The organism is Roseateles sp. DAIF2, from assembly GCF_015624425.1.
Taxonomy (GTDB): domain Bacteria; phylum Pseudomonadota; class Gammaproteobacteria; order Burkholderiales; family Burkholderiaceae_C; genus Kinneretia.
In genome coordinates this window covers 3,075,266-3,087,052 of the sequence record NZ_CP049919.1, presented here as the reverse complement: position 1 = coordinate 3,087,052, position 11,787 = coordinate 3,075,266, and the positions used below count along the sequence as shown (strand labels likewise).

Below are 11,787 nucleotides of genomic sequence, written 5' to 3'. Positions count from 1 at the left end.
GCAAGCCTCTTTCCGCATTGCGGAATTGAGGCTGGTAGCTAGACTGGCGCCTGCTTGCCTGCCCGACCGGACCGAATGCCGATGACGATCCTGCTGACCCCGCGCCTGCGCCTGGAACCCTTTGTCGACGAACATCTGCAGGGCTTGAACCGGATGAACAGCGACCCTGAGGTGATGCGCTACCTGGGCGGCAAGCCGGAAACGCCGGAAGAAACCCGGGCGGTGATCGAGCGCGTCAAGGCGCGCTGGGCCGAATGGGGCTACTCCTGGTGGGCTTTCATTGAGCGCGATGGCGGTGAGTTGGTCGGCGCCGGCTGCGTGCAGCACCTGGGGCGCGAGCGCGCCAATCCATTGGAGCTCGGTTGGCGGCTGCGGTGCGAGCATTGGGGCCGCGGCCTGGCCTCGGAGGCGGCAGGCGCCATGGCCGACCATGCCTTCGGGCCGCTGGCCGCGCCGGAGCTGCTGGCGGTCTGCCATCCCGACAATGCCGCCTCGGCCACGGTGATGCGGCGCCTGGGCATGAGCTACCGCGGCGTCGAGCGCTGGTACGAGATGGACTGCAGCGTCTACGGCCTGACGGCCGCCGACTGGGCAAACAAGGCGAACAAGGCGGACTACAGCCCGCCGACGAAATAGCGCTTCAGGCCGGCCAGCACCATCTCGACCGCGATCGCGGTCAGCACCAGGCCCATCAGCTTCTCGATCGCCGAAACCACCGAATCGCCCAGCAGCTTGCGGATGCGGTCCGCCAGCAGCAGGGTCAAGGCCGAAACCACCATCGCTGCGGTCAGCGCGGCGATCCAGTCCCAGATGCGCTCCGGCTGGCGCGAGGCCAGCAGCAGCACGGTGGCCATCGCCGAGGGGCCGGCCAGCAGCGGCACCGCCAGCGGGAAGATGAAGGGCTCCTTGCCCGGCTCTAGGCCATAGGCCGATTCGCTGCTGCTGCCGAAGATCATGCGGATCGCGATGATCAGGAGGATCACGCCGCCGGCCACCTCCAGCGAGCGCTCGGACAGGTGCATCAGGCGCAGGAAGGCATCGCCCAGGAACATGAAGGCGAGCAGCACCGCAAACGCGATGCCGATCTCGCGCGCCGCCACCAGCTTGCGTCGCTCCTTGGGCACCGCCCGCATGATCGAAATAAAGATCGGCAGGCTGCCCAGCGGGTCCAGCACCAGGAGCAGCAGGATGAAGGCAGAAAGAAAGCTGTGGTCCATGCGCCGAATTGTCGACCGCCGCCGCTTGCAACTTATTCGGCGCGCTGTGGCTTTTCTGGCACGGTGCCGTCATTTGGCACTGTAATAATATCGATTCGCATTTGCAAAAACCGGATCCGAGCCACAGCGGCATCCGAGGTCCTCACAAACCCAGGTTCACATGACTCGTCCACATTCGGCGCCGCGGCGCCCTGCCCGCGCACGCCGCGCGACCCCATCCTTCGTCGCCGCTGCACCCAAGGTCGCCCCGCTGGCGGCCCTGCTGGCCGGCCTGCTGAGCGGCCAGGCCCTGGCCCAGACCGCGGCACAGCCCGGCAGCACCGAAGCCGACGCCGCCGTGCTGCCGGTGGTGCGGGTCAAGGTCAGCACCAAGGTCGACAGCACCGAAGGCACCGGCTCCTACACCAGCGGCGCCAGCCAGTCCGCCACCGGCCTGAGCCTGTCGCTGCGCGACACGCCGCAGTCGGTCACGATGATCACGCGCGAGCGCATGCAGGACCAGGCAATGGCCAGCGTCAGCGACGCGATCCTCTACACCACCGGCTTGTCGCTGAAGGCCACCGATCGTGGCCGCGTCGGTCTGTCGTCGCGCGGCTTCGACATCACCAACTTCCAGTTCGACGGCGTGCCGGTCACCACCAGCAATATCGGCGGCGAGATCAGCAGCATGGTGATCTATGACCGCATCGAGGTCGTGCGCGGTGCCACCGGCCTGCTGGCCGGTGCCGGCAACCCCTCGGCCGCAATCAATCTGGTGCGCAAGCGCGCCAGCAGCAAGATCTTCACCGGCACGCTCGAGGCCACCCTGGGCTCCGACCAGCATCGCGGCCTGAGCGCCGATCTCAGCACCCCACTGACCGAAGACGGCCGCGTGCGCGCCCGCGTCGCAGTCGGCACGCATCGCCAGGACGCCCATATCGACCTGGAGAACACCAAGCGCAACGTCTTCTACGGCGTGATCGACGCCGACCTCGGCCCGCAGACCCAGCTGCGCGTCGGCGCCAGCAGCCAGACCGACAAGCGCAACGGCGTCTACTGGGGCGGCCTGACCTATTGGTACTCGGATGGCACCCGCACCGACTGGGATCGCAGCAAGACCACCGCGACCCGCTGGAACCAATGGGACACGACGCAGCAGACCGCCTTCGCCGGCCTGAGCCACCGCCTGGACAATGGCTGGCGCCTGCGCGCCGACCTGAATCACTACAAGCAGAAGGAAGAATCGCTGCTGCTGTGGGCCACCGGTTTCCCGGACCGCGTCACCGGCCAGGGCATGAATGCCCAGACCTACCATTACCGCTCCCGCCCTACGCAGGATCAGGTCTCGCTCAGCGCCAGCGGGCCGTTCAGCCTGTGGGGCCGCGAGCATGAGCTGCTGCTGGGGCTGAGCCACAGCCGTGCCCGCGCCGGCTGGGACAGCGCCAAGCCCTCGCCCTCCACATCGATGGGTGACTTCTCCCGCTGGGACGGCAGCTTCGCGAAGCCTGTGATGGAAGCGCCGAAGGTAGCCAGCCGGGAAACCACGGTGCAGAGCGGCGCCTATGCTGCCGCGCGTCTGCAACTCAACGACGCAGCCAAGTTGATCGTCGGCGCGCGCCTGAGCCGCTGGGAGAAGGACATCCAGGGCAGCCCCACGATCCTGCACGAGGATGTGGTCACACCCTACCTGGGCCTGGTCTACGATCTCAGCGAACAACTGTCCGCCTACGCCAGCTACACCGACATCTTCAACCCGCAGGACAGCCGCGACCGCAACGGCAAGTACCTCGACCCGTTAGTTGGCAAGAGCTACGAGGCCGGCATCAAGGGCGAGTTCCTGGACCGGCGCCTGAATGCCTCGGCCGCGCTGTTCCGCACCAACCAGGACAACTTCGCGGTCTCTGACCCCGGCTTCTTCGTGCCCGGCACCGACAGCCAGACCCCGGCGATGCGGGCCGCGCGCGGTGTGCGTGCGCAGGGCTACGAGCTGGAGCTGCAGGGCGAGCTGGGCGGTGGCTGGAGCATTGGTGCCGGCTGGACCCAGTACTCGGCCCGAGACGCACAGGATCAGGACGTCGCCCGCGAGTATTCGCGCCGGCTGCTGAAGCTGTTCGGCAAGCACAAGTTCGTGCAGCTGCCGGGCCTGAGCCTGGGCGCCGGCCTGACCTGGCAGAGCCGGCCGCCGGCGCAGTCCGAGCATCCCGTCACCAAGCAGCAGACCGACATTGGCCAGCCCGCCTATGCGCTGCTGGACCTGATGGCGCGCTATGAGCTGAGCCCGCAGCTCGCGCTGCAGCTCAATATCGACAACCTGCTGGACAAGAAGTACTACGACAGCAGCTGGAGCGGCTACACCTACGGCAAGCCGCGCCAGTTCAAGCTGACCGCGTCCTACAAGTTCTGACCCGCGCCGCTCGGCGGTGGCGCCATTTGCCCGCACAATGCGCGCCACCATGAGCGAAGCCGCCAGCAGCAAGGTCCTCGACGCCATCGACCGCAAGATCGTCGAGGTCCTGCAGCGCAACGGCCGCCTGTCCAATGTGGACCTGGCGGCCGAAATCCATCTCTCGCCGCCGCAGACCCTGCGGCGCGTCAAGCTGCTGGAGGAGCGCGGCGTGCTGCGCGGCTATCGTGCGCTGGTCGATCCGGCGCCGCTGGGCCTGGGCGTCACCGCCTTCGTCAGCCTCAGCATCGAGGCCGGCGCCTTCGGCCGGGTGCGCGAGATCGAGGCCCTGATCCGCGACTTCCCCGAGATCCTGGAATGCCACACGGTCTCGGGCGACAGCGACTACCTGCTGAAGGTGGTCGGCAGCGACCTGAAGACCCTGTCCCAGTTCCTGGCCGACAAGCTGATGCAGGTGCCCGGTGTGGCCGACATCCGCACGATGATCTGCCTCGAGGAAATCAAGCCTCCTGCCCCACTGCCGGTCCGTTGAGGCCACCACCCGGCCAGTCCGCGCGAGACGCGTCCCGGCCTTCGTCGGGCGTCGGATCAGCCGCAGGGCTGATCCTCGGTCCCGACTCAGCCACGTGGGTGATGCGCCGCGTGGATCGCCTTCAGCCGCTCGCGCGCCACATGGGTGTAGATCTGCGTGGTCGACAGGTCGGCATGGCCCAGCAGCAGTTGCACCGCGCGCAGGTCCGCGCCATGGTTCAGCAGATGGGTCGCGAAGGCGTGGCGCAGGGTATGCGGCGACAGCGGTGCGGTGATGCCGGCCGCCAGCGCATGCTTCTTCACCAGGGTCCAGAACATCTGGCGCGTCATGCCCTCGCCGCGGATCGTGACGAACAGCGCGTCGCTGCGCTGGCCCTTCAGCAGGGGCGCGCGCGCCTCCTGCAGATAGCGCATCAGCCAGGCATGGGCCTCCTCGCCGAAGGGCACCAGGCGTTCCTTGCCGCCCTTGCCGGTGATGCGCAGCACCGCCTCCTTGAAGCCCACATGCACGCTCTTCAGGGTGACCAGCTCGCTGACGCGCAGCCCGCTGGCATACATCAGCTCCAGCATCGCGCGGTCGCGCAGGCCCAGCGGCTCGTCCACCGCCGGCGCGTTCAGGAGCGCCTCGACCTGCCCCTGGCTCAGGGTCTTGGGCACGCGCAGCGGCTGCTTGGCCGCGGCCAGGCGCAGGGTCGGGTCTTGCGTGATGCGCTGCTCGCGCAGGGCCCAGCGGTAGTAGCGCTTGAACACCGACAGGCGCCGGTTCGCCGTCGTCGCCCGGCTGCCGGCATGGCGCGCCGCCGCATAGGCCAGCAGCTGCACCTCGTCGGCTTGGTCCAGGCTCAGATGCGGCCCGGCGGCCAGCCAGTCGGCCAGCAGGTCCAGGTCGCGCCGGTAGGCCGCCAGGGTGTTGGCGGACAGGCCGTCCTCCAGCCACAGGGCCTCGGCAAAACGCTCGATGGCCTGGCGGCTGTGCTGGCGATGGGCTTCGGAAGACATCCTGTTTTTCTGCCAGTAAGAACAGGAAAGGGCGCCGCGGCGCCCCTCCTTCTTTTCTTCTATTACTTCTCGATCAGTCCAGCTTCAGCTTCTGCTGCACGACCACCTGCTTGTAGATCTCGAACTCCGCCTTGGTCTGGGCAGCGAACTGCTCGGGCGTGTTGGCCACGACCAGCGAGCCGGTGTCCTCGATGCGCTTCTTCACATCGGGCAGCTCGACCGTCTTCTTGACCGCCGCATTGATCTTGTCGACCACGTCCTTGGGCAGGTTCTTCGGGCCGTGGATGCCGTAGTAGGCCATGCGGTTGACCGGCTCCAGGCCGACTTCCTTGAAGGTCGGCACATTCGGCAGCACCGCCAGGCGGCTCGGTGCGGCAACGACGATCGGAATCAGGCGGCCGTCCTTGATGAAGGGCAGCGCCGAGGGCAGGTTGTCGAACATGATCGGCACCTGGCCGGCCACCGTGTCGTTCAGCGCCGGGCCGGCGCCGCGATACGGGATGTGCAGCACGAACACGCCGGCCAGGCTCTTGTAGAGCTCCATCTGCATATGGCCGATGCCGCCGGTGCCGGAGCTGGCGAAGCTGTACTTGCCGGGGCTCTTCTTCAGCTCGGCAACGAAGCCCTTGTAGTCGCGCGCCGGGAACGACGGGTGGACCGCGATCACATTCGGCGTGGCCGCCACATTGATGATCGAGGTGAAGTCGGTCAGCGGGTTGTAGGGCGTCTTCGGGTTGATCGCCGGGTTCGACGCGGTGGTCGAGACGGTGGCCACGCCCAGGGTGTAGCCGTCCGGCGTCGCGCGCACGATCTCGTTGGCACCGATGATGCCGCCGCCGCCGGCCTTGTTGTCGACGATCATCTGCTGGCCCAGCGCGAGGTTGACCTTCTCGGCCAGCACGCGGGCGATGATGTCGGTAGTCCCGCCCGGCGCGAAGGGCACGACCAGGCGCACCGGCTTGTTCGGATAGCTGCTCTGGGCGATGGCCATCGGGGCCAGCAGCGAGACGGCCGCGAGGGCCCCACAACGACGCATCCAGTTTCGACGGCTCATGGCCTTTCTCCTCTTGTAGCTAGGTGGATTCTTCGATTTCGCGCGATGCTAGCCATGCCCGCAACGCCGCATGCTAGCGGAACTACGTACATGCCCGGCCCGCACGCGTTTCAGTCCGGCGAGCCGCCGAGCAGGCCGCTCTTCAGCCGCTTGTCCACCGGGCGCTCGCCCAGAAAGACCTTCAGCAGCGCCTGGTAGAGCTCGGGCCCCGGGATCGCGTTGCCGGCCGGCTTGCCGTTGATGCTCAGGAGGGTACCGCGCTCGGGCAGGTAATCCATGTCGATCAGGTCCTTCTTGTAGACCTTGTTGACGGCGCGCAACTGGGCGATGAAGGCCGGCTGCGCCTCGCTCAGCGCGGCCTTCTCGGCCTCGCTGCAGTTGCGCTGCACGCCCTTGTTGACCGCCTTGACGAACTCCTCGGCGCCCACGTCCAGCAGCATGTAGATCTGGATGCGCTTCGGCCCCGGCGTCGCATAGGCCTGCTCCGGCGTGCTGGCGCTTTTGCCGAGGTACAGCGCCGCCAGATAGCCCTTGATGATGGCCACCGCGCGCTTGCCGACGCCGTTGAGCTGCAGCGATGCGCCACCCAGCTGCAGCTTGTCGGGGAAATCGTAGCCTTCGTAGCGCCGCGCCAGCGCTGGTCCGCCCAGGCCCAGCCATAGGCCGGAAGCCAGCAGGCCGCGTCTCAGGGTCGAGGTCCGCGCCGCGGGTTCGCTGTTCGCACGCTTCTTCATCGGGGTCCACATCGTCATGATGGACAGCCTAACGCATTGCGCGCCGACCCGGCCGACCGCGCTGACATTTGGATGCGGATCGCGATGGCACACTGCCCGCCATGCCCGATGTTCTGCTCCTGCTGCCGGATGCGCTGCTGATCCTGTGCGGCTTCCTGGTCTGCCGCTACACCGCCCTGGACCGCCCGGTCTGGGAGGCCGCCGAGAAACTGGTCTATTACCTGCTGTTCCCGGTGCTGCTGTTCAACTCCATCGTGCGCACGCCGCTGCAGCCCAGCGAGACCCTGAGCCTGGCCGGCGCCGGCATCACGGTGGTGCTGGCGGGCATCGCGCTGGCCTATGCGCTGAAGCTCTGGCCCGGCGTCGACGCGCGCGCCCATGCCTCGGGCGCGCAGGTCGCCTTCCGCTTCAATTCCTATGTGGCGCTGGCCCTGGCCGAGCGGCTGCAGGGCGCGCAGGGCGTGGCCTGGGTCGCGCTGCTGGTGGCGCTGTGCGTGCCGCTGTGCAATGTCGGCGCGGTGTTCCCGCTGGCCCGCCATGGCGGCCAGGGCCTGGCCCGCGAGCTGGCGCGCAACCCGCTGATCCTCAGCACCGTGGCCGGGCTGATCGCCAACCTGGCCGGGCTGAAGCTGCCCGAGCCGGCCGCCGTCACCCTGCACCGCATCGGCCTGGCCGCGCTGCCGCTGGGGTTGATGGCGGTTGGCGCCGGCCTGCGCTTCGGCGCGCTGAAGGATGCGCCGGTGCTAGCGGGCGCGCTGATCGCGATCCGCCATGCCGCCCTGCCCCTGCTGTCGCTGGGCCTGGGTCGCTGGCTGGGCTTGCCCGCCGGTCAGCAGATGGTACTGACCATGTTCGCCGCCCTGCCCACCGCCTCCAGCTGCTATGTGCTGGCCGCGCGCATGGGCGGCCATGCGGCCTTCGTCGCCGGCCTGGTGACCCTATCCACCCTGGTGGGCATGCTCAGCCTGCCGTTCTGGCTGGCCCTGCTCTAGCGCCCACTCGATATGCTCGGCCAGCAGCTCGCTGGCCTGGGGCAGCGCCTCGGCCAGGGCCTGGGCGACCGCCGGATCGCCGGTCTCGCGCAGCGCATTGCCCAGCGCCACCGCGATATTGCGGCGCCAGCGCGCATGGCCGATGCGGCGGATCGCCGAGCCCTCGGTACGGCGCAGGAACTCGGCCTCGTCCCAGACCCAGAGGTCCAGCAGCCGCGGCGCGCGCAGCGGCGCGCGGGCATCGAAGTCCGGCAGCTCGCTCTTGCCCGCGAACTTGTTCCAGGGGCAGATCAGCTGGCAGTCGTCGCAGCCGTAGATGCGGTTGCCGATCGCGGCGCGCAGCTCGAGCGGGATCGGCCCGTCCTGTTCGATCGTCAGGTAGGAGATGCAGCGCCGCGCATCGACCCGGTAGGGCGCGACGATGGCCCGGGTCGGGCAGATGTCCAGGCAGGCCTGGCATTGACCGCAATGCGCGGTGACCGGCTCGGACAAGGGCAGCGGCAGGTCCAGGTAGATCTCGCCGAGGAAGAACATCGAGCCATGCTCGCGGTGCAGGGTCAGAGTGTGCTTGCCGCGCCAGCCGATGCCCGAACGGGCCGCCAGCTCCACCTCCAGCACCGGCGCCGAGTCGGTGAACACGCGGTGGCCGAAGGGGCCGATCGCCGCCTCGATGCGGGTGGCCAGCTGCTGCAGCCGCGCGCGCAGCACCTTGTGATAGTCGCGGCCGCGGGCATAGAGCGAAACCTGGGCCTGCAGCGGTGTGCGCAGGCCGCGCCATTCGATCGCCTGCCAGTCGTCGGCGCTGTCTTGGGGGCGGTAGTCCATGCGCGCGGTCAGCACCCGCAGGGTGCCCGGCACCAGCTCGGCCGGCCGCGCCCGCTTCAGCCCATGGGCGGCCATGTAATGCATCTCGCCGTGGAATCCGGCCTCCAGCCAGGCCAGCAGACCCGGTTCGGCGCTGGCCAGGTCGATATCCGCGACGCCAATCTGTGAGAATCCGAGCTCGAGCGCCCAGGCGCGCAGCTGCGGCAGCAGCGCCGCCGCATCGAGCGTCGATGTTGTTGAATCTTCCTGTCGCGGAGCCCCGTTCATTTGAGCATTCTAGAAACCCGCCACCTGGTCTGGCCTGATGAGGCCGCCACCGAGGCCTTCGCCGCGCGCCTGGCGCGTGCGCCGGGGCTGATGAATGCCGCGATCGAACTGCATGGCAGCCTGGGCGCCGGCAAGACCAGCCTGGTGCGGCACCTGCTGCGCGCCCTGGGCGTCGGCGGGCGCATCAAGAGCCCGAGCTATGCGGTGCTGGAGAGCTACGACCTGGCGGACTGGGGCGGGGCCGGCGAGGTCAGCCATTTCGACTTCTACCGCTTCGACGATCCGCGCGAATGGGAGGACGCGGGCTTTCGCGACATCTTCGCCCGCCCCGGCCTGAAGCTCTGCGAATGGCCGGAGAAGGCCGGCACGATGCTGCCGCTGCCGGACCTGCGCATCCGCCTGGAGGCCCAGGCCGACGACAGCCGCAGCGTCACCCTGGAGGCCTACACCCCGCGGGGTCAGGACTTGCTGGGGAGCCTCGCGCCATGAGCGCGCGCCGCCATGCCCTGCGCCGCATGGGCGCGCTGGCCCTGCTGCTGCAGGCTCCGACCCTGGTGCGCGCGGCCAGCGCCGCCAGCATCGTCGCGGTGCGCGTCTGGCCGGCGCCCGAGTACACCCGGGTCACGCTGGAATCGGACCGCCCGCTGGCCGCCAAGCATTTCCTGGTCGACAGCCCGAACCGGCTGGTGATCGACATCGACGGCCTGGAGCTCAGCACCGGCCTGCGCGAGCTGCTGGGCAAGGTCAAGCCCGACGACCCCTATATCGCCGCGGTGCGGGTCGGCCAGAACCAGCCGCGCGTGGTGCGCATCGTGCTGGACCTGAAGCAGGCGGTGGCGCCGCAGATCTTCACCCTGGAGCCGGTCGCGGCCTACCAGAACCGCCTGGTGTTCGACCTCTATCCGGTCAAGGAGGAGGACCCGCTGCTGGCCCTGATCCGCGACAAGGAACAGGCCGAGCAGCAGGCCGCACAGGCGGTGCAGGACGCTTTGGGCGAGCTGATCGGGCGCATCGACCGCCCCGCCCTGCCCCCGGTCGCCGCGGCCTCCGTGCCACAAACGCCCGCGCCGCGCCCCACGACCCCGCCGCCGGTCGGTGCGCCCGTCGCCCCGCCGCCCGCGCCGATGACGCAGGCCAAGCTGGACCGGCTGATCGTGATCGCGCTGGACCCCGGCCACGGCGGCGAGGACCCCGGCGCGATCGGCCCGAGCGGCCTGCGCGAGAAGGATGTGGTGCTGGCGGTGGCGCTGAAGCTGCGCGACCGGCTCAACAGCAACCCGAACATCCGCGTGATGATGACGCGCGACGCCGATTTCTTCGTGCCCCTGCACGAACGGGTGCGCAAGGCGCGGCGCGTGCAGGCCGACCTGTTCGTCTCCATCCATGCCGATGCCTTCATCACGCCCAAGGCGCGCGGCGCCTCGGTGTTCGCGCTGAGCCAGGGCAGCGCCAGCAGCTCGGCCGCGCGCTGGATCGCCGACAAGGAAAACCGCGCCGACCTGGTCGGCGGCATCAACACGGTGGCGGTGAAGGACAGCACGGTGATGCGCGCGATGCTGGACATGAGCACCGCGGCGCAGATCAAGGACAGCCTCAAGCTCGGCTCCGAGGTGCTGGGCCAGATCGGCAAGGTCGGGCGCCTGCACAAGAAGGCGGTCGAGCAGGCCGGCTTCGCGGTGCTGAAGGCGCCGGACATGCCCTCGATCCTGGTCGAGACCGCCTTCATCTCGAACCCCGAGGAGGAGGCCAAGCTGCGCGACCCGGACTACCAGGCCCAGCTGGTCGAAGCCCTGGCCACCGGCATCGCACGCTACTTCGCGAAGAACCCGCCGCTGGCGCGCCACCGGGCGCTGTAGCTACGGCTCAGGGCGCCGGGTTCAGCTGCGGCCGCAGCGCCTCGAAGCCGGCCACGGCGAAGTCCAGCAGCGCGCGGATGCGAGGCGTGTCTCGCATGCCCGCGTGCAGGCCCACCCGCACCGCGCGCACCGGCATCGCCACGCCGTCCAGCGCCAGCCGCTGCAGCCCGGGCTCGCGGTCGCCCAGCAGGCGCGGCAGCACCGCCAGCGCCGCGCCGGCGCGCACCGCGGCCAGATGCCCGCGCAGGCCGTTGCAGCGCAGCGCGATCTGCGCGCGCGGCGCCAGCGCCAGCAGCCATTCCTCATGCGGCACCGCACCGGCCGCACGGTCCAGCAGCACCAGCGCCTGGCCGGCGAAGCCATGCGCCGGATCGGGCCGGCCGCGGCGGTGCAGATAGTCGGTCGAGGCATAGAGCGCATAGGCCACCTCGCCGACCCTGCGCTCGATCAGGTTCTCCTGCTCGAAGGCGCCGAAGCGGAAGGCCAGGTCGGCCTCGCGGCGCGCCAGGTTGAAGACCTTGGTGTCGTTGCACAGCTCGATCTGCAGGCCCGGATGCTGCTGCCCGAACTCGGCCAGCAGCGGCGCCAGCACCTCGTCGCCCAGCCAGTCCAGGCTGGTGACGACGATCTCGCCCTGCAGCCCGGTGTCGCGCGCGGCGATGCGCTGCTGCAGCGCCAGCGCACCTTCGTCCATGCGCTCCAGATCGGCCACCAGCGAGCGCCCCAGCGCGCTCAGGCGCAGCCCGCCGGCCTCGCGCTCGAACAACCGCGCGCCCAGGTGCTGCTCCAGCGCCTCCAGGCGCCGGCTCACGGTCGGCTGGGTGCTGCCCAACGCCCGCGCCGCCGCGCTCAGCGAGCCGGCCCGCACCACCGCCAGCGCAATTCTCAGATCGTCCCAGTCCATGCGGCCATTGTGACCGGCCGTATCG

Annotated in this window: 12 protein-coding genes; 6 read left to right on the top strand and 6 right to left on the bottom strand. The window is 69.3% G+C overall.

Features of this window, described 5'->3' with window-relative positions; genetic code table 11:
* The first annotated feature begins 81 nt into the window (after positions 1 to 81).
* Positions 82 to 636, top strand: coding sequence for a GNAT family N-acetyltransferase (locus G8A07_RS14105; protein ID WP_195792687.1), 555 nt, complete (start codon positions 82 to 84; stop codon positions 634 to 636).
* Here the strand turns inward: G8A07_RS14105 and G8A07_RS14100 are convergent.
* On the bottom strand, positions 615 to 1,217 hold the full coding sequence (locus tag G8A07_RS14100; protein ID WP_195792686.1) for a MarC family protein: 603 nt from the start codon (positions 1,215 to 1,217) through the stop codon (positions 615 to 617). The genes G8A07_RS14105 and G8A07_RS14100 overlap by 22 nt on opposite strands.
* 160 nt (positions 1,218 to 1,377) lie before the next feature.
* Between G8A07_RS14100 and G8A07_RS14095 the strand changes: the two genes are divergently transcribed.
* Together G8A07_RS14095 and G8A07_RS14090 are read left to right on the top strand one after the other, a co-directional pair.
* Positions 1,378 to 3,600, top strand: a complete 2,223-nt coding sequence (locus G8A07_RS14095; RefSeq protein WP_195792685.1) for a TonB-dependent siderophore receptor — start codon at positions 1,378 to 1,380, stop codon at positions 3,598 to 3,600.
* A gap of 49 nt (positions 3,601 to 3,649) precedes the next feature.
* Positions 3,650 to 4,132 carry an Lrp/AsnC family transcriptional regulator gene (locus G8A07_RS14090; protein ID WP_195792684.1) on the top strand — a complete coding sequence of 161 codons (483 nt, stop codon included), beginning with the start codon at positions 3,650 to 3,652 and terminating at the stop codon, positions 4,130 to 4,132.
* 86 nt (positions 4,133 to 4,218) lie between these two features.
* On the opposite strand, the gene xerD is transcribed toward G8A07_RS14090, so the two are convergent.
* The 3 genes from xerD to G8A07_RS14075 form a co-directional block, all read right to left on the bottom strand.
* Complete coding sequence (gene xerD / locus G8A07_RS14085) at positions 4,219 to 5,130, bottom strand: site-specific tyrosine recombinase XerD (RefSeq protein ID WP_195792683.1); 912 nt, start codon at positions 5,128 to 5,130, stop codon at positions 4,219 to 4,221.
* Positions 5,131 to 5,203: 73 nt separating this feature from the next.
* A complete protein-coding gene (locus G8A07_RS14080; protein ID WP_195792682.1) occupies positions 5,204 to 6,184 on the bottom strand; it encodes a tripartite tricarboxylate transporter substrate binding protein BugE in 981 nt (326 codons plus the stop codon).
* Positions 6,185 to 6,294: 110 nt separating this feature from the next.
* The gene (locus G8A07_RS14075; RefSeq protein ID WP_249936994.1) at positions 6,295 to 6,936 is read right to left on the bottom strand and encodes a chalcone isomerase family protein; all 642 of its coding nucleotides are present in this window, start codon (positions 6,934 to 6,936) and stop codon (positions 6,295 to 6,297) included.
* An 83-nt stretch (positions 6,937 to 7,019) separates the two neighbouring features.
* Between G8A07_RS14075 and G8A07_RS14070 the strand changes: the two genes are divergently transcribed.
* A complete protein-coding gene (locus G8A07_RS14070; protein WP_195792681.1) occupies positions 7,020 to 7,910 on the top strand; it encodes an AEC family transporter in 891 nt (296 codons plus the stop codon).
* On the opposite strand, the gene queG is transcribed toward G8A07_RS14070, so the two are convergent.
* Positions 7,857 to 9,002 (bottom strand): tRNA epoxyqueuosine(34) reductase QueG, encoded by a 1,146-nt coding sequence (gene queG, locus G8A07_RS14065; protein WP_195792680.1) that lies wholly within the window; start codon positions 9,000 to 9,002, stop codon positions 7,857 to 7,859. The two genes, G8A07_RS14070 and queG, sit on opposite strands and share 54 nt — an antisense overlap.
* On the opposite strand from queG, the gene tsaE reads away from it, so the two are divergent.
* Together tsaE and G8A07_RS14055 are read left to right on the top strand one after the other, a co-directional pair.
* On the top strand, positions 9,003 to 9,491 hold the full coding sequence (tsaE, locus tag G8A07_RS14060) for a tRNA (adenosine(37)-N6)-threonylcarbamoyltransferase complex ATPase subunit type 1 TsaE (RefSeq protein ID WP_249936993.1): 489 nt from the start codon (positions 9,003 to 9,005) through the stop codon (positions 9,489 to 9,491).
* Complete coding sequence (locus G8A07_RS14055) at positions 9,488 to 10,858, top strand: N-acetylmuramoyl-L-alanine amidase (RefSeq protein ID WP_195792679.1); 1,371 nt, start codon at positions 9,488 to 9,490, stop codon at positions 10,856 to 10,858. The genes tsaE and G8A07_RS14055 overlap by 4 nt, the downstream gene beginning before the upstream one ends.
* Positions 10,859 to 10,865: 7 nt before the next feature.
* Here the strand turns inward: G8A07_RS14055 and G8A07_RS14050 are convergent, their stop codons facing one another.
* Positions 10,866 to 11,762 carry a LysR family transcriptional regulator gene (locus G8A07_RS14050; protein WP_195792678.1) on the bottom strand — a complete coding sequence of 299 codons (897 nt, stop codon included), beginning with the start codon at positions 11,760 to 11,762 and terminating at the stop codon, positions 10,866 to 10,868.
* Positions 11,763 to 11,787: the final 25 nt, after the last annotated feature.